General features: G+C 71.7%; 25 protein-coding genes. 18 read left to right on the top strand and 7 right to left on the bottom strand.

The window, feature by feature from the left end; translation table 11 throughout:
- The first annotated feature begins 86 nt into the window (after positions 1-86).
- The 4 genes from ACIQ8J_RS03600 to ACIQ8J_RS03585 all read left to right on the top strand — a co-directional run bounded on the left by ACIQ8J_RS03600 (position 87) and on the right by ACIQ8J_RS03585 (position 3,199).
- Complete coding sequence (locus ACIQ8J_RS03600) at positions 87-605, top strand: hypothetical protein (protein ID WP_403264332.1); 519 nt, start codon at positions 87-89, stop codon at positions 603-605.
- Between the two features lie 272 nt (positions 606-877).
- The gene (locus tag ACIQ8J_RS03595) at positions 878-1,237 is read left to right on the top strand and encodes a histidine triad nucleotide-binding protein (RefSeq protein WP_403264331.1); all 360 of its coding nucleotides are present in this window, start codon (positions 878-880) and stop codon (positions 1,235-1,237) included.
- Between the two features lie 22 nt (positions 1,238-1,259).
- Complete coding sequence (locus tag ACIQ8J_RS03590; RefSeq protein ID WP_403264329.1) at positions 1,260-2,171, top strand: ribonuclease Z; 912 nt, start codon at positions 1,260-1,262, stop codon at positions 2,169-2,171.
- 23 nt (positions 2,172-2,194) lie between these two features.
- Complete coding sequence (locus ACIQ8J_RS03585; RefSeq protein ID WP_403264327.1) at positions 2,195-3,199, top strand: adenosine deaminase; 1,005 nt, start codon at positions 2,195-2,197, stop codon at positions 3,197-3,199.
- A 699-nt stretch (positions 3,200-3,898) separates the two neighbouring features.
- Here the strand turns inward: ACIQ8J_RS03585 and ACIQ8J_RS03580 are convergent.
- Complete coding sequence (locus ACIQ8J_RS03580) at positions 3,899-5,197, bottom strand: MFS transporter (RefSeq protein WP_403264325.1); 1,299 nt, start codon at positions 5,195-5,197, stop codon at positions 3,899-3,901.
- A gap of 338 nt (positions 5,198-5,535) precedes the next feature.
- On the opposite strand from ACIQ8J_RS03580, the gene ACIQ8J_RS03575 reads away from it, so the two are divergent.
- The 6 genes from ACIQ8J_RS03575 (at position 5,536) to ACIQ8J_RS03550 (ending at position 11,553) form a co-directional block, all read left to right on the top strand.
- Entirely contained in the window at positions 5,536-6,816 is a 1,281-nt protein-coding gene (locus tag ACIQ8J_RS03575) for a glucarate dehydratase family protein (protein WP_403265222.1), read from the top strand.
- Positions 6,817-6,988: 172 nt separating this feature from the next.
- Complete coding sequence (locus tag ACIQ8J_RS03570) at positions 6,989-8,101, top strand: carbohydrate kinase family protein (protein ID WP_403265219.1); 1,113 nt, start codon at positions 6,989-6,991, stop codon at positions 8,099-8,101.
- 256 nt (positions 8,102-8,357) lie between these two features.
- Entirely contained in the window at positions 8,358-9,401 is a 1,044-nt protein-coding gene (locus ACIQ8J_RS03565) for a PhoH family protein (RefSeq protein ID WP_403264323.1), read from the top strand.
- Positions 9,402-9,413: 12 nt separating this feature from the next.
- Complete coding sequence (gene ybeY, locus ACIQ8J_RS03560; RefSeq protein ID WP_403264321.1) at positions 9,414-9,911, top strand: rRNA maturation RNase YbeY; 498 nt, start codon at positions 9,414-9,416, stop codon at positions 9,909-9,911.
- Positions 9,908-11,203 carry a hemolysin family protein gene (locus tag ACIQ8J_RS03555; RefSeq protein ID WP_403264319.1) on the top strand — a complete coding sequence of 432 codons (1,296 nt, stop codon included), beginning with the start codon at positions 9,908-9,910 and terminating at the stop codon, positions 11,201-11,203. Before ybeY ends, ACIQ8J_RS03555 begins: the two co-directional genes overlap by 4 nt.
- Positions 11,200-11,553, top strand: coding sequence for an MmcQ/YjbR family DNA-binding protein (locus ACIQ8J_RS03550; RefSeq protein WP_403264317.1), 354 nt, complete (start codon positions 11,200-11,202; stop codon positions 11,551-11,553). Before ACIQ8J_RS03555 ends, ACIQ8J_RS03550 begins: the two co-directional genes overlap by 4 nt.
- A gap of 8 nt (positions 11,554-11,561) precedes the next feature.
- Here the strand turns inward: ACIQ8J_RS03550 and ACIQ8J_RS03545 are convergent, their stop codons facing one another.
- Positions 11,562-12,992: an MFS transporter gene (locus ACIQ8J_RS03545; protein ID WP_403264315.1), complete on the bottom strand. Its 1,431-nt coding sequence runs from the start codon at positions 12,990-12,992 to the stop codon at positions 11,562-11,564.
- A gap of 140 nt (positions 12,993-13,132) precedes the next feature.
- On the opposite strand from ACIQ8J_RS03545, the gene ACIQ8J_RS03540 reads away from it, so the two are divergent.
- The 6 genes from ACIQ8J_RS03540 (at position 13,133) to era (ending at position 18,816) form a co-directional block, all read left to right on the top strand.
- On the top strand, positions 13,133-13,954 hold the full coding sequence (locus ACIQ8J_RS03540; protein WP_403265216.1) for a helix-turn-helix transcriptional regulator: 822 nt from the start codon (positions 13,133-13,135) through the stop codon (positions 13,952-13,954).
- Positions 13,955-14,014: 60 nt separating this feature from the next.
- Positions 14,015-14,365, top strand: a complete 351-nt coding sequence (locus ACIQ8J_RS03535; protein WP_403264313.1) for a cytidine deaminase — start codon at positions 14,015-14,017, stop codon at positions 14,363-14,365.
- Positions 14,366-14,729: 364 nt separating this feature from the next.
- Positions 14,730-15,215, top strand: a complete 486-nt coding sequence (locus tag ACIQ8J_RS03530) for a hypothetical protein (RefSeq protein WP_403264312.1) — start codon at positions 14,730-14,732, stop codon at positions 15,213-15,215.
- 239 nt (positions 15,216-15,454) lie between these two features.
- The gene (locus ACIQ8J_RS03525) at positions 15,455-16,774 is read left to right on the top strand and encodes a beta-xylosidase (RefSeq protein ID WP_403264310.1); all 1,320 of its coding nucleotides are present in this window, start codon (positions 15,455-15,457) and stop codon (positions 16,772-16,774) included.
- Positions 16,774-17,784, top strand: a complete 1,011-nt coding sequence (locus ACIQ8J_RS03520; RefSeq protein ID WP_403264308.1) for a WxL protein peptidoglycan domain-containing protein — start codon at positions 16,774-16,776, stop codon at positions 17,782-17,784. Before ACIQ8J_RS03525 ends, ACIQ8J_RS03520 begins: the two co-directional genes overlap by 1 nt.
- 69 nt (positions 17,785-17,853) lie before the next feature.
- Positions 17,854-18,816, top strand: coding sequence for a GTPase Era (gene era, locus ACIQ8J_RS03515; RefSeq protein ID WP_403264307.1), 963 nt, complete (start codon positions 17,854-17,856; stop codon positions 18,814-18,816).
- On the opposite strand, the gene ACIQ8J_RS03510 is transcribed toward era, so the two are convergent.
- The 4 genes from ACIQ8J_RS03510 to ACIQ8J_RS03495 form a co-directional block, all read right to left on the bottom strand.
- Positions 18,758-19,060, bottom strand: a complete 303-nt coding sequence (locus tag ACIQ8J_RS03510; protein ID WP_403264306.1) for a serine hydrolase — start codon at positions 19,058-19,060, stop codon at positions 18,758-18,760. The genes era and ACIQ8J_RS03510 overlap by 59 nt on opposite strands.
- A 21-nt stretch (positions 19,061-19,081) precedes the next feature.
- Positions 19,082-19,900 carry a GNAT family N-acetyltransferase gene (locus ACIQ8J_RS03505; RefSeq protein ID WP_403264304.1) on the bottom strand — a complete coding sequence of 273 codons (819 nt, stop codon included), beginning with the start codon at positions 19,898-19,900 and terminating at the stop codon, positions 19,082-19,084.
- A 62-nt stretch (positions 19,901-19,962) separates the two neighbouring features.
- On the bottom strand, positions 19,963-20,229 hold the full coding sequence (locus tag ACIQ8J_RS03500) for a protealysin inhibitor emfourin (RefSeq protein WP_403264302.1): 267 nt from the start codon (positions 20,227-20,229) through the stop codon (positions 19,963-19,965).
- 72 nt (positions 20,230-20,301) lie between these two features.
- Positions 20,302-21,357, bottom strand: a complete 1,056-nt coding sequence (locus tag ACIQ8J_RS03495) for a M4 family metallopeptidase (RefSeq protein ID WP_403264300.1) — start codon at positions 21,355-21,357, stop codon at positions 20,302-20,304.
- A 313-nt stretch (positions 21,358-21,670) separates the two neighbouring features.
- Here ACIQ8J_RS03495 and leuA point away from each other — a divergent pair, with 313 nt between their 5' ends.
- Positions 21,671-23,431 (top strand): 2-isopropylmalate synthase, encoded by a 1,761-nt coding sequence (leuA, locus tag ACIQ8J_RS03490; RefSeq protein ID WP_403264298.1) that lies wholly within the window; start codon positions 21,671-21,673, stop codon positions 23,429-23,431.
- Positions 23,432-23,640: 209 nt separating this feature from the next.
- On the top strand, positions 23,641-24,354 hold the full coding sequence (locus ACIQ8J_RS03485; protein WP_403265213.1) for a TerB family tellurite resistance protein: 714 nt from the start codon (positions 23,641-23,643) through the stop codon (positions 24,352-24,354).
- Positions 24,355-24,383: 29 nt separating this feature from the next.
- On the opposite strand, the gene ACIQ8J_RS03480 is transcribed toward ACIQ8J_RS03485, so the two are convergent.
- Positions 24,384-25,382: a LuxR C-terminal-related transcriptional regulator gene (locus ACIQ8J_RS03480; RefSeq protein WP_403264297.1), complete on the bottom strand. Its 999-nt coding sequence runs from the start codon at positions 25,380-25,382 to the stop codon at positions 24,384-24,386.
- Positions 25,383-25,474: the final 92 nt, after the last annotated feature.

The raw sequence follows: 25,474 nt of genomic DNA, 5'->3' as shown, positions 1-25,474 counted from the left end.
GTGCCCACCGGGCGGCAGCCGGAAGGGGCCGGGATGGCCACAAGGGGTCTACCGCACCCGGGTGCGACGGTGGCACCCTGGCGCTCATGGGGGCCAAGAGGTCGTACCGCCGCACCGCACACCGCACCCTGCTCGCCGCGACCGCGGCCGCGCTGGCGATCGGCGGGGCCGTCGCCTGCGACCCCGTCGGCGGGCTCAACTCCGCCGCCGTGGCGATCACCACGCAGCAGACCGCGACCACCGCGCTGGGCCACGACCACGTCGACGTGAAGTGGCTGACCTGCAACGCGAACCTCAACGGGGGCGCCGGCCCGACCCCTTCGGCGGGCAGCACCACGAAGCAGGTCGCCGACGTGAGCTGCCAGGGCGAGACCAAGGACGGCAAGAAGATCACCGTCGACGGAAAGGTCACGCAGGAGCTCCAAGGCCGTTGCGTGAAAGGCGACCTGACCGCCAAGGTCGCCGGCAGGACCGTCTTCCGCAGCAGTGTCCTGGGCAACTGCGACGCCCCCGCCCCGACCGCCGGCCCCGCGTCACCCGGCCCGCGCGGCAACCCCACGGTCACGGTGACCGTCACGGTGACGGAGTCCTTCCACGGCAAGTAGCGCGCCCTTCGGGCAAGTGGCGATCCACGTACGTAGCGCGCCCTTCGGGCAAGCAGCGGTCCGCGACGAGCAGCGCCCCTCGGGCAAGTGGCGATCCACGTACGTAGCGCACCCCTCGGGCACCCAGCGATCCACGACAAGCAGCACCCCTCGGGCAAGCAGCGATACACGCCAAGCCACGCTCCACCCCGGTGGCAGCGCTCCGCGCCTCCGCTAGAACGCGTTGAGTAGCATGCGGTTACCTGATCAACGCGACCAAGGAGGACCGGACCGTGGCCGGAGAGCCGCAGGCCGACTGCCTGTTCTGCAAGATCGTCTCGGGCGATGTCCCGGCGACCGTCGTCCGGGAGACCGCGACGACCGTCGCCTTCCGCGACATAAACCCCCAGGCGCCGAGCCACGTCCTGGTCATCCCCAAGGTTCACCACCCGGACGCCGCCTCGCTCGCCGCCGCCGAACCGGCGATCCTGGCCGACGTGGTGCGCGAGGCCGGGGAGGTCGCCCGCGAGGAGAAGGTCGACCAGAGCGGCTACCGGATCGTCTTCAACACCGGCAGCGGCGCCGGGCAGACCGTGTTCCACGCCCATGCGCACGTGCTGGGCGGACGCGGCCTCCAGTGGCCGCCCGGATAGCAGGGCGAACAGGCAACCAACCGTGTCCGTACGTGAATTGGTGGTGCTCGGCACCGCCAGCCAGGTTCCCACCCGGCACCGCAACCACAACGGCTATCTGCTGCGCTGGGACGGCGAGGGCATCCTCTTCGACCCCGGCGAGGGCACTCAGCGGCAGATGCTGCGGGCCGGGGTCGCCGCCCACGACATCAACCGGATCTGTGTCACGCACTTCCACGGCGACCACTCGCTGGGCCTGGCCGGGGTGATCCAGCGGATCAACCTCGACCGGGTCCCACACCCGGTCACCGCGCACTACCCGCTCAGCGGCGAGCACTTCTTCGAGCGGCTGCGGTACGCCACCGCCTACCGCGAGTCGGTGGCGCTCGTGCAGCAGCCGGTCGCGGGGCAGGGCGCGGTGCTGGCCGACACGGGCGCGTACGTCCTGGAGGCCCATCGGCTCTCGCACCCCGTCGAGTCGTACGGCTACAAGATCATCGAGCCCGACGGGCGGCGGATACTGCCCGCGCTGCTCGCCGAGCGCGGCATCAAGGGCCCCGACGTGGGGCGCCTCCAGCGCGAGGGCGAGCTGAACGGCGTCACCCTCGACGAGGTGAGCGAGGTCCGGCGCGGGCAGCGGTTCGCGTTCGTGATGGACACCCGGCTGTGCGCGGGCGTGCACGCGCTCGCGGACGGCTGCGACATGCTGGTCATCGAGTCGACCTTCCTGGACGGGGACGCCCAACTGGCCGCTGACCACGGTCACTTGACGGCAGGTCAGGCGGCATCGGCGGCCCGGGACGCAGGCGTACGCCATCTCGTCCTCACCCACTTCTCGCAGCGGTACTCCGACCCGGAGGAATTCGAGCGGCAGGCACGGGCCGCGGGGTTCGAGGGCGAACTGACCATCGCCGCCGACCTGGTACGGGTCCCACTCCCCAAACGCATCTCCTAGCCCCACCCCTGGAAAGACCCCCCATGCCCCTTCCCCTCCCCAAGGCCGAACTCCACCTCCACATCGAGGGCACCCTCGAACCCGAGCTGGCCTTCGAGCTCGCCGCGCGCAACGGAATCGAGCTGCCGTACGCCGACACCGAGACGCTGCGCAAGGCGTACCTCTTCGCGGACCTCCAGTCCTTCCTCAACCTGTACTACTCGCTGATGACGGTGCTGCGGACAGAGGACGACTTCGCGGCGCTCGCCGACGCGTATCTGACCCGGGCCGCCGCGCAGGGCGTGCGGCACGCCGAGATCTTCTTCGACCCGCAGGCGCACACCGCTCGCGGCATCCCGATCGGCACGGTGGTGGAGGGCCTGTGGCGGGCCCTGTCGGTCAGCGAGGAACGCCACGGCATCTCCACCCGGCTCATCCTCTGCTTCCTGCGGGACCAGCCGGCGGAGTCGGCGCTGCTCACGCTGGAGGCGGCGCGGCCGTACCTGGACCGCATCACGGCCGTGGGGCTCGACTCGGCCGAGGTCGGCCATCCGCCGGCCAAGTTCCGCGAGGTGTACGAGGCGGCCGCCGCGCTCGGGCTGCGCCGGGTCGCGCACGCGGGGGAGGAGGGGCCGCCCGCGTACATCACCGAGGCGCTCGACATCCTCGGCGTCGAGCGCGTCGACCACGGGCTGCGCGCGCTGGAGGACCCGGCGCTGGTCGCCCGGCTGGTCCGCGAGCGGATCCCGCTCACGCTGTGCCCGCTGTCCAACGTCCGCCTCCGGACCATCGACACCCTGGAGGAGCACCCGCTGCCCGCGATGATGGCGGCGGGCCTGCTGTGCACGGTCAACTCCGACGACCCCGCGTACTTCGGGGGCTATGTGGACGACACGTTCCACGCGGTGCGCGAGGCGCTGGGGCTCGACCGGGAGCGCCTGAGGGAGCTGGCGCGCAACTCCTTCGTGGCGTCCTTCCTGGACGACGACGAGGAACTGCGCGCGCGGTACTTGGCAGAGGTCGAGGCGCACGACTTCGACGCGGAGTAATCCCCCCCCACCCCGCCCCTCCCCGAAACCCTCCGGGGGCGGGGTGGGAAGAGGCTTTCTCCCGGGGGCTACGCCCCTGCGCCCCCTGCGGGGCTGCGCCCCTGCGCCCCCTGCGGGGGTGCGCTCCCGGACCCCTCTTGCGGGGCTGCGCCTTTGCACCCCTCCCGGAGGCTGCGCTCCCGGACCCCCTTTGCGGGGCTGCGCCCCTGCACCCCTTGCAGGGTTGACGCTCCCGGACCCCTCTTGCGGGGCTGCGCCCGTGCATCCCTTGCGGGGTTGCGCCCGTGCATCCCTTGCGGGGTTGCGCCCGTGCATCCCTTGCGGGGTTGCGCCCCTGCACCCCTTGCGGGGCTGCTGCGCCCTCGGACCCCCTTTGCGGGGCTACGCCCCCGAACCCCCTTTACGGGGCTGCGCCCCTGCGCTCCTGCGCCCCCTGCGGGGGCCGGCGCTCCCGGGTCTCTTGCGGGGTGGAGCCCCCGCAGCCCTCGGGGGTTCCACCCCCCCCCGGACCCCCTGTGGGGCTGTCCCAGCCCTCCGGCAGCTTTCACCCGGCAGGGGCGAAAATCCAGCCCGTCCGGCGATTGAGGACCGGGGTCCGGGGCGGAGCCCCGAAGGGGGGTTCGGGGGCGCAGCCCCCGGAGGAAGCTTCCTTCCCGCCCCCACCCCGGAGGGTTTCGGGAAGGGGCGGGGTGGGGGAAGTCAGGATGCCAGGACCTTGCGGCGCCGCCTCGCTCGGGAGCGGATCGGGATTTCCGCGACCTCCTGCTCGGGGACGCCGATCTGGGGGAGCAGCGCGCCCGCCGCCCCCACCGTCCCCGCGACCACCGCCGCCGGCGCACCGCCCCGCCGCCGGATGGACCCCGGCACCAGAGGCCGCCCGGACGTGTGCAGCGCGACCGCGGTCATCGGCGCCGCGATCAGGAGCAGCAGGCCGCACAGGACGAGCCCCATGCCCCGGTACCCCGCGTACTCCGACAGCAGGCTCCCCGTGAGCGGCCCGCAGGCCACCCCGAGCGAGGAGGCCGAACCGGCGAGCACCGCCCAGCGCCCGCGCGGGTCGAGCGAGGCGGACAGGCCGATCAGGTAGGACAGGACGACCGGGTAGAAGACGTTCCAAAGGATCTCGCCGGTCGCGAAGGACGCGAGCCCGTGCGCCGACGAACTCGCCACGACGCAGCACGCGATGACCGCCGTACCCGCCCCGATCGGCACCGCCCGCCCGAGCCGCGCGCCGAGCGCACCCGCGCCGAGCACGCCGAGCAGCCCCGCCCCCAGCGCCACCGCGAAGACCATGCCGACGGTGACCTCGGTCAGCCCGGCCTGGGTGAGCCCGATCCGCCCGCTCACCCCCCACAGCGCGTTCTGCGCGAGCGACCAGCAGAGCATCGTCGCGGCGAGCACCGTGCCGGAGCGGCGGCGCGGCAGGCGGATGCCGGAGGTCTCCACCGGACGGCTCGCGCTGTACGTGTCCGAGAGCCGGCCCGTCGCGGGCCACACCAGCGCCGCCACCACGGCGATCGCGGCGAGCGGGGTCGCATGGCCGCCGCCGAGGTGAGGGATCGTCAGATAGAGGGTGCCCGCGGTCGCCGAGACCGAGAGCAGGCCCAGCGTGGAGGCGCGGTGCGGGTCGCGCTGGGCGGCGATGCCGGCCGCGGCCACCGCCGTCGCCGTGCCGGAGCCGAGGCCGCCGACCACCGCGCCCGCCACGACGAGCGGGACCAGGGTGGTCAGCGCGGCGGCGCCGTACCCGGTGATCGCGAGGAGCAGGCCGAGCCTGGCGAGGCGGCGCGGGCCGTGCCGCTCGACCCGCGAGGCCAGCGTGAAGCCGGCCGTCGCCGAGCTCAACAGCAGGGTGGAGCCGACCAGTCCGGACTGCGCGGAGGAGAGCCCGAGGCCCGCCGAGAGGCGGCCGACGACGGTGGGAAGGAGGTACGCGGCGAGGTAACCGGCGGTGAAGACGGCGACCAGGGGCCAGGCGGCACGAGGGCGTGCGGACATGGGCGTTCCAAGGAACAGTGCCCGTGGGGCAGGGAGGCCAAAGAGGGGGGATGCGCCCGGTGTTGTGCGGGAACGCGGCCCAATTTGTATCAAGCGTCCGGAGCGCGCGAAAAGCCGGGATGGCGTGATCTGGGTCACGTTTCGTTTGGGGTGGATTCGGGTCGGGTAAACGCGCGAATTTCATGCGGGGGGAGGGGAGTTGGGGCGACCCGGCGAGGCCGCCTCACCCTTGACGCCGTATGTTCACATACCTAGTCTCCATTCTTATGGGTGGACATGGCGTGCGTGGCGTGGAGCAGGTCGGTGCGGAGAGCGTGCGAGGGGGTGAAGCGCGCCGAATCGCCGAGGTGCGGCTCACCCCCGTCCTCATCGCCGACCCCCCGCTCCTCAATGTCCAGGGCGTGCACCAGCCCTACACGCCCCGCCTGGTGGTCGAGGTCGTCACGGCCGACGGGGTGACCGGCGTCGGCGAGACGTACGGCGACACCCAATACCTCGAACTGGCCCGCCCGTACGCCGATGCACTGATCGGGCACGACATCGCCGACCTCAACGGGCTGTTCACACTGGTGAACATGATCGGGGTCGAAGACTCCCGGGTGGACGAGTCGGTCGCCGTGGGCGGACTGCGCGGTGTCCAGACCGTCGACAAACTGCGCCTGTCCGTCGTCTCCGCCTTCGAGGTGGCCTGCCTGGACGCGCTCGGCAGGATCCAGGGCGTGCCCGTCCACACGCTGCTCGGCGGCAAGGTGCGCGACAGCGTGGAGTACAGCGCCTACCTCTTCTACCGCTGGGCCGAACATCCGGGCGGCGCCGGGGAGAAGGACGGCTGGGGCGCTGCCCTCGACCCGGCCGGGATCGTCGAGCAGGCCCGCCGCTTCGTACGCGACCACGGCTTCCGCTCCTTCAAGCTCAAGGGCGGCGTCTTCCCGCCCGAGCAGGAGGTCGCCGCGATCCGCGCGCTGGCCGAGGCCTTCCCCGGGCACCCGCTCCGGCTCGACCCCAACGGCGGGTGGACGCCGGCGACCTCCCTGGAGGTCGCCGCCGAACTCGCGGACGTACTCGAATACCTGGAGGATCCGGCGCCGGGCACGCCCGCGATGGCCGAGGTGTCCCGGGGCACGGCGGTCCCGCTCGCCACCAACATGTGCGTGACGACCTTCCCCGAGATCAGGGAGGCGTTCCTGACCGACGCCGTCCAGGTGGTCCTGTCCGACCACCACTACTGGGGCGGGCTGCGCAACACCCGTGAACTCGCCGCGATCTGCCGGGTGTTCGGGGTGGGCCTGGCCATGCACTCCAACACCCACCTGGGGATCAGCCTCGCCGCGATGACCCACGTCGCGGCGACCGTCCCCAACCTCGACCACGCCTGCGACAGCCACTACCCCTGGCAGACCGAGGACGTGATCACCACGCGGCACACCTTCCACGACGGCCGTCTGCCCGTCTCCGACGCCCCCGGCCTCGGCGTGGACCTCGACCGCGAGGCCCTCGCCCGACTGCACCGGCGCTGGCTGGACGACGACGGCACGCTGCGGGACCGCGACGACGCGGCGGCGATGCGCAGGGCGCCGGGCCATACGGACTGGACGACTCCGGTACTGCCGCGCTGGTAGGGGCCGGGCACCGGGCGGCTGATGGGCCGCCGCTCGCGTACATCGGGCAGACTTGCCAGATCTGTACGCGAACGGAGAGCCCGCCGTGACGACACCACCCCGCAGAGAGCAGCCGCCCCGCCACTCGCACCACACGTACTCCCCGGCCGGTTCCGCGGACGAACGCCAGCACCTGGAGGGCTCCGACACGCCCGCCGAGCGGCGGCGGTCCTCCCGGCTCGACCCGCTCGACGGGCTGCGCGACCCGCGCGACCCGCCCTGCGACGTGTTCCTCACCGGCACGGTCTTCCTCGACATCATCTTCACCGGGCTCGACTCGGCCCCGGTGCGCGGCACCGAGTCCTGGGCGCGCGGCATGGGTTCGAGCCCCGGCGGCATCGCCAACATGGCCACCGCGCTCGCCCGCCTCGGCCTGCGCACCTCACTGGCCGCGGCCTTCGGCGACGACCACTACGGCGAATACTGCTGGGACGCGCTCGAACAGGGCGAGGGCATCGACCTGTCGCTGTCGCGCACCGTGCCCGGCTGGCACTCGCCGGTCACCGTCTCCATGGCGTACGAGGGCGAACGCACGATGGTCTCGCACGGCCACGAGGCCCCTCCCGAGCTCTCCGCGCCCACCTGCCCGCCCCGCGCGAGGGCCGCCGTCGCCTCCCTCGTACCGGGGCGCGGCGAGGGATGGATCGAGGATGCCGCGCGGGCCGGTTCGCGGGTCTTCGCGGACGTGGGCTGGGACGAAACCGGGCGCTGGGACCTGGCGGCGCTCGCGGAGCTCGAACACTGCGAGGCGTTCCTGCCGAACGCGGCCGAGGCGATGCGCTACACCCGTACCGACTGCCCGCGCGCGGCGGCCCGCGCCCTGGCCGACAAGGTGCCGCTCGCGGTGGTCACGCTGGGGCCCGAGGGCGCGTACGCCGTGGACGGCTCGACCGGTGAGACCGCGGACGTGCCCGCGATCGCCGTCGAGGCGCTGGATCCGACCGGGGCGGGTGACGTGTTCGTCGCGGGGTTCGTCACCGGCACCCTGGCCGGCTGGCCGCTCGCGGACCGGCTCGCCTTCGCGGGGCTCACGGCGGCGCTGTCCGTCCAGGAGTTCGGCGGCTCGCTGTCGGCGCCGGGGTGGGCGGAGATCGCGGGGTGGTGGGAGCGGATCCGCACGTACGAGCCCCAGAACCCCTCGGCCCTGCGCCGCTACGCCTTCCTGACCGACCTCCTGCCCGGCGCCGCCCGAACCTGGCCCCTGCGCCGAGCGGTCCCGACCATCGGCTTCCGGAGCCCGGCCTGACACTGGCCAGCGAGAAATCAGCTCTGGCCGGCAAAAATCAGCCCCTCGTGGGGGTCCGGGGGCAGAGCCCCCGGCCACGGTCCGCGGGCGAGAGGCGGCAGGGTCGGGGCTCAGCCCCGGGGAGCCAGAGCCCCCCAGACCGGGGTGGAAAACCTCTCGGCGCCGGGCGTAGCAAGTCGTACGCTTGGTTATCCAGAGGTTGTCGAGCAGCGAGAACCCTGCAACGGGAGGTATGCGCAGGCCACAGAGCCGGCCCATGACTCAGACACCCACACACCCGCAGGCGCACGCCCAGATCACCATCCCGGCCAAGCACCCCATGGTGACCATCCTGGGTTCGAGCGACTCCTTGCTGCGCGTGATCGAAACGGCCTTCCCGTCGGCCGACATCCACGTACGGGGCAATCTGATCAGCGCCGTGGGGGACGCGACGGAAGTCGCCCTCATCCAGCGCCTGTTCGACGAGATGATGCTGGTGCTCCGCACCGGGCAGCCGATGACGGAGGACGCAGTGGAACGCTCGATCGCCATGCTCCGGGCGAACGGCAGTGCAAACGGCAGCGACGGGGACGGCCACCGCGAGACGCCCGCCGAGGTGCTCACGCAGAACATCCTCTCCAGCCGCGGCCGCACCATCCGCCCCAAGACCCTCAACCAGAAGCGGTACGTCGACGCGATCGACAAGCACACGATCGTCTTCGGCATCGGCCCCGCCGGTACCGGCAAGACCTATCTCGCCATGGCCAAGGCGGTCCAGGCCCTGCAGTCCAAGCAGGTCACCCGGATCATCCTGACCCGGCCGGCCGTCGAGGCCGGCGAGCGCCTGGGCTTCCTGCCCGGCACGCTCTACGAGAAGATCGACCCGTATCTGCGCCCGCTCTACGACGCCCTGCACGACATGATCGACCCGGATTCCATCCCCCGGCTGATGGCCGCCGGAACGATCGAGGTCGCGCCGCTGGCCTATATGCGGGGCCGCACCCTCAACGACGCGTTCATCATCCTCGACGAGGCGCAGAACACCAGCGCCGAGCAGATGAAGATGTTCCTGACCAGGCTCGGCTTCGACTCGAAGATCGTCGTCACGGGTGACGTCACCCAGGTCGACCTCCCGAACGGCACGAAGAGCGGTCTGCGTCAGGTCCAGGACATCCTGGACGGCGTGGACGACGTGCACTTCTCCCGGCTCACCTCGCAGGATGTCGTCCGGCACAAGCTCGTCGGCCGTATCGTCGACGCGTACGAGAAGTACGACAGCCGGCAAGACCAGAACGGTCAGAGCGGCCGAAACGGGAAGTAGAGCAAGCGCACCATGTCGATCGACGTCAACAACGAGTCCGGAACCGAGGTCGACGAGCAGGCGATCCTCGACATCGCCCGCTACGCGCTCACGCGGATGCGGATCCACCCGCTCTCCGAGCTTTCGGTGATCGTCGTGGACGGCGAGGCCATGGAGCAGCTGCACATCCAATGGATGGACCTGCCGGGTCCGACCGATGTCATGTCCTTCCCGATGGACGAGCTGCGCCCGCCGACGAAGGACGACGAGGAGCCCCCGCAGGGGCTCCTCGGTGACATCGTGCTCTGCCCCGAGGTCGCCAAGAAGCAGGGCGAGGACGCCGAGACGCGGCACTCCATGGACGAGGAGCTCCAACTCCTCACCATCCACGGGGTGTTGCACCTGCTGGGCTACGACCACGAGGAGCCGGACGAGAAGGCCGAGATGTTCGGTCTCCAGGCGGCGATCGTCGACGGCTGGCGCGCGGAGAAGGGGATGACCGGCCCCTCCCCGGCGCCGACCGTTTCATGACCGGGCAGCTGATCGCGGGGGCCGTCGCGCTGGTCGTCGTCGCCTGGCTGGCGGCCTGCGCCGAGGCCGGAATCGCCCGTACCTCCTCCTTCCGCGCGGAGGAGGCGCTGCGGTCGGGGCGGCGCGGCAGCGCCAAGCTCGCCCAGATCGCCGCCGACCCGACCCGCTACCTCAATGTGGCGCTGCTCGTCAGGGTCGCCTGCGAGACGGCGGCCGGGGTCCTGGTCACCTACGTCTGCCTGAACGAGTTCGGCGAGACCTGGACCGCCCTGCTCGTCGCCATCGCGGTGATGGTCCTCGTCTCGTACGTAGCCGTCGGCGTCTCGCCCCGCACCATCGGGCGCCAGCACCCCCTCAACACGGCCACCGCGGCGGCGTACGTGCTGCTGCCGCTGGCCAGGATCATGGGGCCGGTCCCGCAGCTCCTGATCCTCCTCGGCAACGCGCTCACCCCCGGAAAGGGCTTCCGCAAGGGGCCGTTCGCCTCCGAGGCCGAGCTGCGGGCGATGGTCGACCTCGCCGAGCAGGAGTCGCTGATCGAGGACGACGAGCGCCGGATGGTGCACTCGGTCTTCGAGCTGGGCGACACCCTGGTGCGCGAGGTCATGGTGCCGCGCACCGACCTCGTCTGCATCGAGCGGTACAAGACGATCCGCCAGGCGCTCACGCTCGCGCTGCGGTCCGGATTCTCGCGGATCCCGGTGACCGGCGAGAACGAGGACGACATCGTCGGGATCGTTTACCTGAAGGACCTGGTCCGCAAGACGCACATCAACCGGGACTCCGAGGCCGATCCGGTCTCGACCGCGATGCGGCCCGCCGCCTTCGTGCCCGACACCAAGAACGCCGGTGACCTGCTGCGCGAGATGCAGCAGCAGCGCAGCCACGTCGCCGTCGTGATCGACGAGTACGGCGGCACCGCGGGCATCGTCACCATCGAGGACATCCTGGAGGAGATCGTCGGCGAGATCACCGACGAGTACGACCGCGAGCTGCCGCCGGTGACCGAGCTGGCGGACGGCTGCTTCCGGGTGACCGCCCGGCTCGACATCGGTGACCTGGGTGAGCTGTTCGGATTCGACGAGTACGACGACGAGGACGTGGAGACGGTCGGCGGGCTGCTCGCCAAGGCGCTCGGCCGGGTGCCGATCGCGGGCGCTTCCGCCGTCGTGGCGCTGCCGGACGGGCGGGAGCTGCGGCTGACCGCCGAGTCCCCGGCCGGCCGCCGCAACAAGATCGTCACCGTCCTCGTGGAGCCGTCGAAGCGCGCAGAGAAGGAGGGCATGGAGTGACACCGCAGCAACTGAGGGCGTTCTGCCTGGAGTTCAACGCCGTGACGGAGGAGTTCCCGTTCAACCCGGAGACCTCGGTCTTCAAGGTGCTGGGGAAGGTGTTCGCGCTCGCCGCGCTTGACGGGAAGCCGCTCACCGTCAACCTCAAGTGCGACCCGGACGACGCGGTCAGGCTGCGCGAGGAGCATGCCGCGATCGTGCCGGGCTATCACATGAACAAGCGGCACTGGAACACCGTGAGCGTGGCCGAGCTCCCGGACCGGCTGGTCCGGGAGCTCATCGAGGACTCGTACGACCTGGTGGTCGCTGGTCTGCCCAAGGCCGAGCGGCTCCGGCTCGACCGGGCCTGAGCCACCGTCTAGGCCTTCTTGCGGCCGAGACCGACCGCCACCAGGCCGGCGGCCGCGATCACGATCAGCGCGTCGACCCCGAGGACCGTGCGCACCCCGTCGAAGAGCGAGCCCTGCGTGGTGGCGAGCACGCCCAGCAGCGGGATGCCGATGGTGAGGCCGACCTGCTGGGTGGTGGTGACAAGACCGGTCGCGAGGCCCTGCTCCTCGTTCGGGACACCGCTGGTCACGGTCACGCCGTACGAGATGATCGCGCCGAGGTGGCACATGCTGGCCAGCGAGACGGCGACGGTCGCGAGCAGGGCGCCCGATTCGGCGCCGAGGCCGAGCAGGGCGCCGACGAACAGGCCCTGGCCGAGCAGCGAGCCGACGAGCACGCGCCGGGCGCCGAAGCGGCCGATGATCTTCGCGGCGAAGGTACCGGCGACGGCCGAGGCGATGCCCTGGACACCGAAGACCAGACCGGTCCGGAAGGACGACAGCTCCAGGGTCTCCTGGAGGTAGAGGGTCAGGACGAAGACGACCGTCGACATCATCGAGAAGGTGACCAGACCGCCCACATTGCCCCAGGCGACCGTGCGGCGCTTCAGCATCGGCAGGGAGACCAGCGGGGCCGAGGCCTTCGACTCGATGACCACGAAGGCGGCCAGCAGCGCGAGGCCCACGAGCAGGGTGCCCCAGACGTCCACGCCGCCGAAGCCGCGCTGCGCCGCCGTCGACAGGGCGTAGATAACGGCGAGCAGACCGCCGGTGACGGTGACGGCGCCCGGCACGTCCAGGCGCGGCCGCTCGGGGGTGCGCGACTCGGGCAGCAGCATCGGCGCCAGGACGAGGACGATCACGGCGGCCGCGGTGAGCAGACCCATCGTCGAGCGCCAGCCCAGGGTGTCGGTCATGACCCCGCCGAGGACCATGCCCACGGTGAAGCCGAGGGACATCAGGGTGCCGGAGATGCCGAGCGCCTTGTCGCGCTGCGGGCCCTCGGGGAAGGTCGTGGTCAGCAGGGCCATGCCGGTCGGCACGATGACGGCCGCGCCGAGCCCCTGGAGGGCGCGGCCGGTCAGGAAGGACGCCGGGTCCCAGGCGAGGGTGGCGAGCAGCGAGGCCGCGCCGAACAGCGCGAGGCCGGTCAGGAACAGCTTCTTGCGGCCGAAGAGGTCGGCGACGCGGCCGAAGAGCAGCAGGAAGCCGCCCGACGGCAGGGCGAACGCGGTCACCGCCCACTGGAGCGCGGACTGGCTCAGGCCCAGGTCCTTGCCGAGCGCCGGCAGCGCCACGTTCAGTACGGAGAAGTCGAGCGCCACCATGAACTGGGCGGCGCAGAGCACGAGAAGGACCAGCCTGGCCCGGCCGCTGAGCCGGGTGTCCACGGGAGAGTTCCCGGGGGAGGGGGCCACCGCGTCGGATGCGGTGACTGTCGTCTGAGTATCGATCGCCATGGCCACTACCTTCGTGGCCCGGGAATGCCCGTGGAGAGTGGGAACTTATCCTGTTGGTGGCACCACCAGGCAGCCGACAGGGGGAGTTCGTGGCTACACCGATCGACAAGCACCGCCGGAGCGAACTGCGCGAGTTCCTGATGAGCAGGCGGGCCAGGATCACCCCGGCCCAGGCCGGACTGCCCGACGGCGGGGCCCGCCGCCGCACCCCGGGGCTGCGCCGCGAGGAGGTGGCCGTGCTCGCGGGGGTCGGGGTCTCCTGGTACCAGTGGCTGGAGCAGGGCCGTGACATCACGGTGTCGCCGCAGGTCCTGGAGGCGGTCGGCCGGGTGCTCCAGCTGACCAGCGCCGAGCGCCGCCACCTGTACGTGCTCGCCGGGCTCAACCCGCCGGCGCCCGAGGTCGACCCGGCCAACACCAACATGTGCCACGGGCTGCAGCGCCTGATCGACGCGTGGATGCCGTTCCCCGCGCACATCATGGACGCGTACTGGAACACGGTGATGTACAACGACGCGGCCTCCCTGGTGTTCGGGATGCGTCCGGAGATCGTGCAGAACTGCCTGATCGCGTTCTTCACCGACCCCATCTACCGGGCCCGCTCCAAGCGCTGGGAGGAGATCGCCTGCAACGTCGTCGCCCAGTTCCGCGCGGCCTGCTCGGAGCGGCCCGACGACGAGGGGTTCCGCGCCGTCGTTGAGGAGGCGAGGGAGCTCAGCCCGGAGTTCGTGGAGCTGTGGGAGCGGCGTGACATCCAGCCCGGCGGGCAGCTCCAGAAGGAGATGGAGCACCCGCTCGTCGGCACGCTCTACGTCGAGTCGACCCAGCTGCGCGTCCCGGCCCGCCCGGACCTGGTGATCGCGCTGCACACCCCGCTGCCGAACACCGACACCGCCGAGAAGCTGGAGTGGCTGGCCTCGCCGGAGGGCCGGCGCGGTTCCATGTACCCGATCGCGGGCTAGGGAGTGTCCGCTGACCGGCCGGTGCGCCGGTGTCCCCGTCCCACTCCCTATGCTCGGGGCATGACACAGAGCACCGAACTCGACCCCGAGGACCGCAAGATCATCACGCTCGCGCGCAGCGTCCGGGCCCGCAACGGTGTGGCCGAGGGCGCCGCCGTACGCGACGAGACCGGGCGCACCTACGTCGCGGGCACGGTCGAGCTCGCCTCGCTGAAGCTCTCCGCGCTCCAGACCGCCGTCGCGATGGCCGTGGCCAGCGGCGCGAAGTCCCTGGAGGCGGCGGCCGTGGTGACCGAGGCCGAGCACCCCGCGGACGCGGACCTCGCGGCGGTACGGGACCTGGGCGGGCCGGGCACCCCGGTGCTGCTGGCCGGACCCGACGGAGAGCTGCGGCCGACCGCCGGGAAGTGACGCGCGCCGGGCGGGGCCGGGGCCGGTAACGCCCTTCCTCCCCCGCGGCATCCCGCTTCCCCCGCTTCACCCCCGCACCCCGTAAGAATCAAGGCGTTGGCCCTTGTAATCCCCGGCTGCCCGCGCATCAATGGACGACAGTCGATCCGACGGTCCGTCAGATTCGCGGGCGGACCGGCGCGGGGTGCGGAGCCGCAGCCCCGGGCCGGAGTCGGATGCGCTCCCTCCGCGCAGTTCCGCAGCCTCTGCATCGCCATGCCCGCACGCCCGCGCACCCGTGCACGTGGGCCGCCGGGGGTCAGCTGCGCGGTCGTGTGTCGATGACGCGGCAGACGATCAACTCCCTGTAACGGGAAGGGGAATCATGCGTAAGAGCACCAGCAGGCCCCTCGCGCGGGCCGCACTCGCCGCGGGGGCGGTGGCCGTGGTGGGCCTCGCGTTCGCGCCGAGCGCCGCCGCCGTCTCACCGGGCTCGGCGACCGCCACGTACGACTGCGGGAGCTGGGGCGGTGGCAGTGCCACGCTCACCGCGACCCAGAGCGGCACGGCCGCGACCATCACGCTGACCTCGGCCGTCACCACGCCGGTCGCCGTCGGCGCCAACCAGATCAACGCGAATCTGACCCTCGCGGGCGGCGCCGGGGGCACCACCGTGTTCAGCGGCCAGGCCAACCCGGCCCTGAACGCGGGCGATCCGGTCACGATCGGCCCGCTGAACGGGACCGTCGCCTCGGGTGACAGCCTCGATTCGTACCTCTCCGGCACCGCCCTGTCGATGACGATCTTCGGGGTCTCGGTGAACTGCGACGCGACGACCTCGCAGGCGCCCGGCCCGTTCGTCTTCGACTGATCCCGCACCGTGCGCGAGGAGCCGGTGCCGTCCCGGGCGGCGCCGGCTTTCGTGCTGCGGTGGTCCGGGCGCCGCGGCGTGGGCGGTGTGGCGTGAAATGCCGGGACCTTGACAGGATCTGATGGGTCATCAGTTATTGCGTCCGGATTCCATTGACTTCTTTTCGGCCTCGGCCGTCAATGGCCCCCTGTCGGCGCAGCCGAGCCGCGCTGTGCCACTTCAGGAAGGGGGGCAAGCCCATGTCCGAACGTCGAAGACGGCGTCTGGCCGCCGTATTGGGGGCGGTCGCGCTCGCCGCGGGGACCGGCGCGCTCGCCGCACCCGCGAGTGCCCTGGCCGCGACGCCCGTCGACTTCGCCACGCACTGCATCCCGCCGGCCATCGCCGGAATCCCGCCGATCGACGGCACCACGAACGCGACCATCACCGTCGACAACGCGGCGCCGAAGGTCGGCGACAAGGTCACCGTCACCTACACGGTGAACAAGCCGGCCGCGAGCAACCCGGTCGACATCAACCTCCCCGCCGACATCATGACCCCGACCGGAAAGGTCGTCCTCGCGGGCGCCCAGACCGGCACCGTGGACGTCGCGGGACCCAAGAAGAACGACCCGGTGCCCGGCAAGGGATCGTTCCCGGCGTTCTCCATGAGCGGCAGCTTCACCGCCACCAAGGCCGGTGCGATCACCCTGTCGCCCGGCGACTACAACATCCACACCAGCTACGTCATGGAGCTGGACACGCCCTGCACGGTCACCAACCCGCCCGCCCCCGTCTCCGGGACGGTCAACGCCACCGACGGCGGCGGCCAGGTCAACCAGCGCGCGATCACGGCCAGCCCGGCAGCCGGCAACGCCGGTGACCGCACGACCGTCACCGGGTCCAAGTTCACCGCGAACGCGGACGTCACCGTGGCGGGCTGGAACGGCACCGCGACCACCGGCGACAAGATGACCTTCAAGTCGGACGCCAACGGCGGCTTCACCGCCCGGCCGAAGATCACCGACCCGGCGACCACCGGGATCGTGGCCTACGAGGGAGCGGCCTGGGACCCGGCCAACGGCGCGGGCCCGGTGGCGTACAAGGTCAACAGCGGACCGCCGCCGACCGGACCGAGCCAGAAGCTCAACTCCTCGGTGAACGCGGGTACGTTGGCGATGTCCCAGGCCGGTGACACCGTCGGCCTCACGGCCGTCGACTTCGGCAAGGGCGGCGCCTCCACCGGCGATCTGAAGACGGTGACGGTCCAGGACTTCCGCGGCGGCCCCGCGGGCTGGTCCCTGACCGGCAAGGTCACCGACTTCACCGGGCCCGGCGGCTCCATCGACGCGGGCAGGCTCAGCTGGACCCCGGCCTGCGCCACCAAGCCCGGCTCCCCGTCCGTGTGCGCCGCGGGCTCGGCCGGCAGCGTGGGCAGTGCGGGCGCGACCCTCGCCTCGACCCCGAACGCGGCGCTCACCGGCGGCGAGTTCACCGTCGGCGCGAAGCTCTCGCTCGACGTCCCGGCCTTCACCGCCCCCGGCGCCTACAGCGGCGTACTGACCCTCACCCTCACCTGATGTCCACCGTGGGCCGGGCGCGCACCCGCCCCGCCCACCCGTTCCCGGGGGTCCGCACCGTGCGCAAGCTGTCCGCACTCCTCCTGGCCGGCGTGCTCGCCGTTCTCGCCGCGCCCGCCGCCCACGCCGCCGACAACGGCAACTGGTCCGTCTTCCCCACCACATCCGGCACCGCCCAGCGGCCGTACTTCTACCTCTCCGCCGACCCCGGCACCGCCCTCGCCGACAAGGTGACCGTCACCAACAAGACGGCGGCGCCGCTGAGCTTTCGGCTGTACGGGGCCGACGCGTACAACACCGAGCGCGACGGCGGGTTCGCCGTGCGCACCGAACAGGAGCGGCAGAGCGGGGTGGGCGCCTGGGTGAAACCGGCACAGAACAAGGTCACCGTCCCCGCCCGGTCCTCGGTCACGGTGCCGTTCACGCTCGCCGTGCCGCCGGACGCCGAGCCCGGGGACCACGTGGGCGCCCTGGTCGCGCTCGACGACCGGGTGGCGCCGGGTCCGGCCGCGGACGGCAAGGTCGCCGTCGGCGTCCAGCAGGCCGTGGGCGCCCGGGTCTATCTGCGGGTCGGCGGCCCGACCGTCCCCGCGCTCGCCGTCGAGGACGTCGCGCTCTCCCAGCACCGTCCGCTGGTCCCCGGCGCGGGGGAGAGCCGCACCGACATCACGTACACCCTGCACAACCGCGGCAACGTCACCCTCGACCCGAAGGTCGAGCTGAAGGCGACGGGCCTGTTCGGCCGTACGCTGCTCAGCCGTGGCCTGACCCGGATCCCCGCCGAGCTGCTGCCGGGCCAGAAGGTCAGGCTCACCGAGGCCTGGCGCGGCTCGCCCCAGCTCGACTGGGGCGACGTGAGGCTGACGGCGAGCGCGAAGGACGCCCGCGGGTCCGCGGCCGCCTCCTTCTTCGCGCTGCCGTGGCTGGCCGCGGGGATCCTGCCGGCCGCGGCGCTCGCGCTGATCGCCCGGTGGATCGTGCGGCGACGCGTCGCGGGCCAGTCGAAATAGGCCTCTCCGGAGCTTTGGGGAGCGGAGCCCCAGGGCGGCTGGGCGGCGGGGGTGCTGGGATCGGGGAGAATGGCTGGCATGAGCGCTCGTACCCCTGCCGCTGACACTGCCGCCGAGACCACCCACCGGGCCGGCTTCGCCTGCTTCGTCGGTCGCCCCAACGCGGGCAAGTCCACCCTCACGAACGCTCTGGTCGGGCAGAAGGTGGCCATCACCTCCAACCGCCCGCAGACCACCCGGCACACCGTGCGCGGCATCGTGCACCGCCCGGACGCCCAGCTGATCCTGGTCGACACCCCCGGCCTGCACAAGCCGCGCACCCTGCTCGGCGAGCGTCTCAACGACGTCGTCCGCACCACCTGGGCCGAGGTCGACGTGATCGGCTTCTGCCTGCCCGCCGACCAGAAGCTCGGCCCCGGCGACAAGTTCATCGCCAAGGAGCTCGCGGGGATCAAGAAGACCCCCAAGATCGCCATCATCACCAAGACCGACCTGGTCGACTCCAAGACTCTCGCCGAGCAGCTCATCGCCGTGGACCAGCTCGGCAAGGAGCTGGGCTTCGAGTGGGCGCAGATCGTGCCGGTCTCGGCGGTCGGCGACAAGCAGGTGCAGCTGGTGGCCGACCTGCTCATCCCGATGCTGCCGGAGAGCCCGCCGCTCTACCCGGAGGGCGACCTCACGGACGAGCCCGAGCAGGTGATGGTCGCCGAGCTGATCCGCGAGGCCGCCCTCGAAGGCGTACGGGACGAGCTTCCGCACTCGATCGCGGTCGTCGTGGAGGAGATGATCCCGCGCGAGGACCGCCCGGCGGACAAGCCCCTCCTCGACATCCACGCCAACGTCTACATCGAGCGCCCCAGCCAGAAGGGCATCATCATCGGCCCCAAGGGCAAGCGCCTGAAGGAGGTCGGCATGAAGTCCCGCAAGCACATCGAGGCGCTGCTCGGCACGCCGGTCTTCCTCGACCTCCACGTCAAGGTGGCCAAGGACTGGCAGCGCGACCCGAAGCAGCTGCGCAAGCTCGGCTTCTGACGCTCCCGGCCGTGTCCTGCGCGAACTCGCGCCATGCGACATCGCCGGCCGTGGCGAGCATCCGGCCGTACGGGCGCCCGCCGAGCGGGGTGAGCAGCAGGTCCTTGAGCGTCTGGTCCCAGGTCGTGCCGGTGAGCACCTCGACGATGCGGCCGAGCATGTTGTGGCCGAGGCTGCTGTAGGAGCAGGCGCGGCCGGACGGGCAGTCGAGGGCGACGCCCTTGGCGGCCTCGACGTGGTTCACCGCCGGGCAGTCCAACTCCCGTCAGTTCTCGGGGAGTTCGGCGATGAGGGCGGTGCCGACCGGGCGGAAACCGAGGGTGGTGTACATACGGGCCACGTCGTCGTCGCCCGCCGACAGGAACACCGTCTCCGCACCGTGGGCGCGGGCGTCCGCGATCAGGGCCGCCGTGACCGCGCGGCCCAGGCCCCTGCGGCGCGCGGACGGCAGCGTGCCGAGCCCGGCGATCTCGGTGACCGGGGCGACCGGGTTGTGCATGCCCGCGCACAGCGGCAGTCCGTCCTCGAAGGCCGCCACCACGGCCGTCCGGCCCGCGCGGATGCGCCCGGCGACCTGCTCGGCCCGGCCGTCACCGGCGCGGGCGGTGATCTCGGCGGCCAGCTCGGCCGGGCCCGCCGGGCCGACGTCCGTGCCCGGTGCGGCGAACGCGAGATGGGGTACGACCAGCGCCGCGTGCAGCAGCGGGTCGGCCGCGTCCAGGACGCGTACCAGGGGATGGGGCTCGGCGGCGGGCGCGTCCGGGTCCAGGACCATCAGCGGATGCTCGTGCACCGCGAGGCCCGACTCCTCGACCGCCGCGCGCAGCCCGGGGCTCACCTCGGCGACCCACTCGAAGGCCTCGGGCGCGCCGAGTTCGCGCTGGCGGGCCCGCACCGCGTCCACATCGGCGGCCGTCACCGGCCCGGAGCGGCCCAGTGCGGGCCGGGCGTAGAAGGGCCAGGAGGCCCCCTCCCGCACGAAGAGACTCAGCGGACCGAAGTCCTCGACGCGCGCCGAACTCCTGGGCACGGCATCGTAGTAGCGCTCGATCTCATCGAGCCGGGCGGGGCGGGGCGTCGTCATGATGCGCATCAAACCAGGAGGTCAACGAGGGCGCACCCGAGTTTCGGCGCCCCTCGGCGCCGTTACGCGCCCTCCTTCAACACCCTTGAGATCAGCTCGCGTTGGGGCTCGCTCAGGTGCGGGTCGGCGCAGTGGACCGTGCGGCCGTCCACGGTGATCTCGTAGTGGAAGCCGTCCGGTACGCCGGGTGACGGCTCGGTGCGGCCCGTGGCCAGGGCCGCCTCGGCCAGGGCCTCCCATTCGGCGGCATCGGGCCGGCCCGAGGTGTCGATCCCGGCCCGGCGCCCGATGCCGGCGAATCCTCCTGTGCGGCACACCTGGATACGCATGGCCTCTGTCTAGCAGCCCCGGCCCGGTACGTCAGGACCGCACATCGGGCCAGGGCGGTGTCAGGGGGCGCGTCAGGAGGTGGGGACGCCCACCTGCGTCCAGGCTTTCAGCACCGACTGGTACTCCTCGCCGTCCCCGTACCGCGTCCGGGCCGCGGCGGCCGTCAGCGTGGCGAAGTCCTTGAACATCGCCTGCTTGCCGAGCTGCCCGCCGGTGAGCACGTCGTACCAGATCTGCCCGGCGCGCTCCCAGGCCTTGCCGCCGAGCGCGTCGGCCAGCAGGTAGAAGGCGTGGTTGGGGATCCCGGAGTTGATGTGCACACCGCCGTTGTCGCGGCCCGTGGTCACATAGTGGTCCATCGTGGCGGGCTGCGGGTCCTTGCCGAGCACGTGGTCGTCGTACGCCGTGCCCGGCGCCTTCATCGAGCGCAGCGCGACCCCGCTGACACCCGGCGCGAGCAGCCCCGCGCCGATGAGCCAGTCGGCCTGGTGGGCGTCCTGGCCGAGGGCGTACTGCTTGACGAGTGAACCGAAGACGTCCGACATGGACTCGTTCAGGGCGCCCGGCTGGCCGAAGTAGGTGAGGTTCGCGGTGTGCTGGGTGACTCCGTGCGTCAGCTCGTGGCCGATCACGTCCACCGGGATGGTGAAGTCCAGGAAGATCTGGCCGTCCCCGTCGCCGAACACCATCTGGGTGCCGTTCCAGAAGGCGTTGTCGTAGTTGCTGTCGAAGTGGACCGACGCGTTCAGCGGCATGCCGCTGCCGTCGATCGACTGGCGGGAGTACGCCTTCAGATACAGCTCGAAGGTCGCCCCGAGCCCCGCGTACGCGCGGTTCGCGGTGGCGTCCTGGCAGGGCTGGTCGCCCTCGCCGCGCACCTGGCCGCCGGGCAGCGCGGTGCCGTGCTGGGCGTCGTAGACGGTGCGGTGCGGCTGGTCGGCGGCCGCGGGCGCGGCGAGCGGCTCGGCGCCGAGGACGGTGGTCAGCCGGCGTCCGGTGCGCTGGGCGGCGTCCGCGACGAAGGTCCGGCGGGCGATCCGTGCGAGCGCGGGGTCCTCGGCGTGGACGAGCCGGTCGAGGACGTGGGGCGGGACGATAGTGCAGAACACGGGATGGGTGGCGTCCATGCCGGGCAATGTGGCACTGGGTCATCCCGCTGTCACTACCCGCCGCCATGATGGTGAGGCGTGTTTTCCCTACGCCCTCCCGCCCGAGGTATACGTCACGTTTTGTCCGTATCGACGGCGGTGTCCCGCATACTGATACGGGACCAGCGCTCCCGGCGCCTCTCGGCTAGGCTGCGGCATCATGCGTTTCGGGCTGCTTCTCCTTAGCTGCCGCGGCGAGGGCCTGTAGTCGTAGGCCGACCCCCTCCCCGCGGGATCTGGTGTTGCGCGACAGTCGGCTGTCCCCCTTGCTGGACCCGAGGAGCCCTACGCAATGTCTGAGACGACTTTCGGCCGCCCCACTCCGGTCACCAACGCCACCCAGATGCAGCAGCCGTCCGGGATGCCGATCCACAAGTACGGCCGCTACGACGCCGTGGACATCCCCGACCGCACCTGGCCCGAGGGCCGCATCACCAAGGCCCCGCGCTGGCTGTCCACCGATCTGCGCGACGGCAACCAGGCCCTGATCGACCCGATGAGCCCGGCCCGCAAGCGCGAGATGTTCGACCTGCTGGTGCGCATGGGCTACAAGGAGATCGAGGTCGGCTTCCCGTCGTCCGGCGAGACCGACTTCAACTTCGTACGCTCCATCATCGAAGAGGGCGCGATCCCCGAGGACGTGACGATCTCCGTCCTGACCCAGGCCCGCGAAGAGCTGATCGAGCGCACCGTGGAGTCCCTGCGCGGCGCCAGGCGCGCCACGGTCCACCTGTACAACGCGACCGCCCCCACCTTCCGCCGGGTCGTCTTCCGCGGCACGAAGGACCAGGTCAAGCAGATCGCGGTGGACGGCACGCGGCTGGTCATGGAGTACGCGGACAAGATCCTGGGCGAGGAGACGATCTTCGGCTACCAGTACAGCCCGGAGATCTTCACCGACACCGAGCTGGACTTCGCGCTGGAGGTCTGCGAGGCGGTGTGCGACGTCTGGCAGCCCGAGGAGGGCCGCGAGATCATCCTCAACCTGCCTGCCACGGTGGAGCGTTCGACCCCGAGCACGCACGCGGACCGCTTCGAGTGGATGAGCCGCAACCTGTCGCGCCGCCAGTACGTGTGCCTGTCGGTGCACCCGCACAACGACCGCGGTACGGCGGTGGCGGCGGCCGAGCTGGCGATCATGGCCGGGGCGGACCGCATCGAGGGCTGCCTGTTCGGCCAGGGCGAGCGGACGGGCAACGTGGACCTGGTGACCCTGGGCATGAACCTGTTCAGCCAGGGCGTGGACCCGCAGATCGACTTCTCCCAGATCGACGAGATCCGCCGCACCTCCGAGTACTGCAACCAGATGGAGGTCCACCCGCGCCACCCCTACGCGGGCGACCTGGTCTACACCGCCTTCTCCGGCTCCCACCAGGACGCCATCAAGAAGGGCTTCGACGCGATGGAGGCGGATGCCGCCGCCGCGGGCAAGACGGTGGACGAGATCGAGTGGGCGGTGCCGTACCTGCCCATCGACCCGAAGGACGTCGGCCGCTCCTACGAGGCCGTGATCCGGGTCAACTCGCAGTCCGGCAAGGGCGGTATCGCCTACGTCCTGAAGAACGACCACAAGCTGGACCTGCCGCGCCGGATGCAGATCGAGTTCTCGAAGATCATCCAGCAGAAGACGGACTCCGAGGGCGGCGAGGTCACCCCGACCGCGATCTGGTCGGCCTTCCAGGACGAGTACCTGCCCAACCCCGAGAACCCGTGGGGCCGCATCCAGCTGCGTTCCGGCCAGACGACGACGGACCAGGACGGCCGCGACACCCTGACGGTGGAGGCGGTCGTGGACGGCGCCGACACGGTGCTGACCGGCACGGGCAACGGTCCGATCTCGGCCTTCTTCGAGGCGCTGGCCGCGACCGGGGTGGACGCGCGACTGCTGGACTACCAGGAGCACACGATGAGCGAGGGCGCGTCCGCGCAGGCCGCGTCGTACATCGAGTGCGCGATCGACGGTGCGGTGCTGTGGGGCATCGGCATCGACGCGAACACGACGCGAGCGTCCCTGAAGGCAGTCATCTCAGCGGTGAACCGCGCCGCGCGCTGAGTCTCTGCCACCCACAGTCCGCGGAGTCCCCGGAACCAGCGGGGGCTCCGCGCCGCACTGTCACAATCGCGCCATCCACCCCCCTCTCCCCCTCCCAGGGTGCTGACGCCACATCATGGATGTGGCTAACATCACGTCAACGCGGCAATGTTGCCGGAGCGTTACGGAGGTGCGCGGTGCGGCCAGCACAGGGACAGAACGGTACGAACCTGAGCGCCGGGGCGCAGTCCGGGCTCACGTCCCGCATCGGAGCCGGCCTCTGGTCCGTCCGCACCGTGTGGCGCACCGTGGGAGACGGCGAGTTCTTCTGCCCCGACTGCGGCGGCGACCGGAACTACCAGCGCCGCACCGGCCGCAGGCGCCTGACCGTCCTCGGCGTCCCGCTCGTCACCCGCGGCAGCGCGGGCCCGATGGTCGAATGCGCGGCCTGCCAGGGGCAGTTCGGTACGGAAACCCTGGACCACCCCACCACGACCCGCTTCTCGGCCATGCTCCGCGACGCCGTGCACACCGTCGCCCTCGCCGTCCTCGCCGCGGGCGGCACCTCGTCCCGTACGGCCACCGGCGCCGCCGTGGCCACCGTGCGGGCCGCCGGTTTCGAGGACTGCACCGAGGAACAGCTCGTCGCCCTCATCGAGGCGCTGGCCGCCGACACCGGCCGCTTCCTGGCCGCCCCGGCCGACGAGGCCGACCCCTGCGGCGCCGCCCTCGCCATCGAACTCCACGAGGCCCTCGAACCGCTCGCCCCGCACCTCGCCCCCGCCGGCCGCGAGTCCATCCTGCTCCAGGGCGCCCGCATCGCCCTCGCGGACGGCCCCTACAGCCCGGCCGAACGCGAGGTGCTCGCCACGGTCGGCGGCGCGCTGTCGCTCTGCGCGGACGACACCGCCCGCCTCCTCGCGGCGGCCCGCACGCCGTCCTGAACTCCAGAGCTCGCCAACTCCCGCGAGAATCAGGAGAGTTGGGGCGGCAGCCAGCCGTGCTGCACGGCCCGTACGCCCGCCTCGAACCGGCTGCGCGCGCCGAGCCGCTCCATCAGGTCCGTGGCGATCCGCCGCGCGGTGCGCTGCGACACCCCGAGCCGCTTCGCGATCGCCTCGTCGGTGTGGCCCCGCGCGAGCAGCGTGACCGTGGTGGACTCCTGCGGGCTCAGCCCCTGCTCGTCCCGCGGCGCGGCGCTCCCGAGCGGCTGGGCCCCTTCCCACACGCTGTCGAACAGCGCGCACAGCGCGGTGAGCGTGCCCTGCCCGTTGAGCACGACGGCACCGGCGGCCGTGTCGTCGCTGCTGACCGGGATCACCGCGGTGGAGCGGTCCACGATGATCATCCGGGTGGGCAGTGACGGCACCGTACGGACCTGGCCGCCGAGACCGGCGATCCAGTTGACGTAGTCGACGGTGATCTGGCTGTTGCGGACGCTGTCCAGATAGACCGTGCGCATCCGGATCCCGCGCCGCAACTGCGCCTCGTTCAGCGGCCGCGCGGCCGCGATGTTCTCCTCGGACTGCGCGCCGTTGGGTGCGAAGGTGGCGACCTCGGTACGGGTCTCACGGGCCAGTCTGGCCAGCCGGTCCCGGATCTGGTCGAGGCCGATGAGGTGCTCCACCCCCGGGCTCGTGGCCGCCGGACGCAGATCGGCGTACTCGGCGATCAACTGCGCGGCGACCGCCCGCGAGGCCTCCAGCTTCTGCTGCTGGGCGGCCAGTTCGGCCTGCTGACGAGCCATCAGGATCTCCATCCCGATGTCCGGCGAGACCGCTCTGAGCCGGCCGTGCTGCTCGGCCGACGACCGGATCAGCGCGAGTTCGCTCAGCGTTTCCAAGGCTCTTCGCACGTCCTGTTCGGGCACCCCCAGTGCCGCGACGAGTTCGGCCACTCCGCCCTGCGGATCGGCCAGCATGGCCCGGTAGACGGATTCCGCGACTGCATCGAGTCCCAACGCGGTAAGCATTCTCCAACCCCCACAAATCCTCTGAAAGATCCCCCGACCCCCCGATTTCCGATCATGCCACGGCTGCTCCACGTCAGGCATGCGCAGGGCGC

Source organism: Streptomyces sp. NPDC094147, from assembly GCF_044764265.1.
Lineage (GTDB): Bacteria > Actinomycetota > Actinomycetes > Streptomycetales > Streptomycetaceae > Streptomyces.
Note: the sequence above shows the minus strand (reverse complement) of the source record. Positions and strands in the feature narration are given on the sequence as shown.

What these genes read in the sequence shown, in the direction of transcription:
- ybeY (WP_403264321.1), top strand. Translation starts at nt 9,414, where the DNA reads ATGTCGATCGACGTCAACAACGAGTCCGGAACCGAGGTCGACGAGCAG.
- ACIQ8J_RS03545 (WP_403264315.1), bottom strand. Translation starts at nt 12,992, where the DNA reads ATGGCGATCGATACTCAGACGACAGTCACCGCATCCGACGCGGTGGCC.
- ACIQ8J_RS03535 (WP_403264313.1), top strand. Translation starts at nt 14,015, where the DNA reads ATGACACAGAGCACCGAACTCGACCCCGAGGACCGCAAGATCATCACG.
- ACIQ8J_RS03580 (WP_403264325.1), bottom strand. Translation starts at nt 5,197, where the DNA reads ATGTCCGCACGCCCTCGTGCCGCCTGGCCCCTGGTCGCCGTCTTCACC.
- ACIQ8J_RS03530 (WP_403264312.1), top strand. Translation starts at nt 14,730, where the DNA reads ATGCGTAAGAGCACCAGCAGGCCCCTCGCGCGGGCCGCACTCGCCGCG.
- ACIQ8J_RS03495 (WP_403264300.1), bottom strand. Translation starts at nt 21,357, where the DNA reads ATGGACGCCACCCATCCCGTGTTCTGCACTATCGTCCCGCCCCACGTC.
- ACIQ8J_RS03500 (WP_403264302.1), bottom strand. Translation starts at nt 20,229, where the DNA reads ATGCGTATCCAGGTGTGCCGCACAGGAGGATTCGCCGGCATCGGGCGC.
- ACIQ8J_RS03480 (WP_403264297.1), bottom strand. Translation starts at nt 25,382, where the DNA reads ATGCTTACCGCGTTGGGACTCGATGCAGTCGCGGAATCCGTCTACCGG.
- leuA (WP_403264298.1), top strand. Translation starts at nt 21,671, where the DNA reads ATGTCTGAGACGACTTTCGGCCGCCCCACTCCGGTCACCAACGCCACC.
- era (WP_403264307.1), top strand. Translation starts at nt 17,854, where the DNA reads ATGGCTGGCATGAGCGCTCGTACCCCTGCCGCTGACACTGCCGCCGAG.
- ACIQ8J_RS03520 (WP_403264308.1), top strand. Translation starts at nt 16,774, where the DNA reads ATGTCCACCGTGGGCCGGGCGCGCACCCGCCCCGCCCACCCGTTCCCG.
- ACIQ8J_RS03585 (WP_403264327.1), top strand. Translation starts at nt 2,195, where the DNA reads ATGCCCCTTCCCCTCCCCAAGGCCGAACTCCACCTCCACATCGAGGGC.
- ACIQ8J_RS03505 (WP_403264304.1), bottom strand. Translation starts at nt 19,900, where the DNA reads ATGACGACGCCCCGCCCCGCCCGGCTCGATGAGATCGAGCGCTACTAC.
- ACIQ8J_RS03600 (WP_403264332.1), top strand. Translation starts at nt 87, where the DNA reads ATGGGGGCCAAGAGGTCGTACCGCCGCACCGCACACCGCACCCTGCTC.
- ACIQ8J_RS03540 (WP_403265216.1), top strand. Translation starts at nt 13,133, where the DNA reads ATGAGCAGGCGGGCCAGGATCACCCCGGCCCAGGCCGGACTGCCCGAC.
- ACIQ8J_RS03565 (WP_403264323.1), top strand. Translation starts at nt 8,358, where the DNA reads ATGACTCAGACACCCACACACCCGCAGGCGCACGCCCAGATCACCATC.
- ACIQ8J_RS03555 (WP_403264319.1), top strand. Translation starts at nt 9,908, where the DNA reads ATGACCGGGCAGCTGATCGCGGGGGCCGTCGCGCTGGTCGTCGTCGCC.
- ACIQ8J_RS03525 (WP_403264310.1), top strand. Translation starts at nt 15,455, where the DNA reads ATGTCCGAACGTCGAAGACGGCGTCTGGCCGCCGTATTGGGGGCGGTC.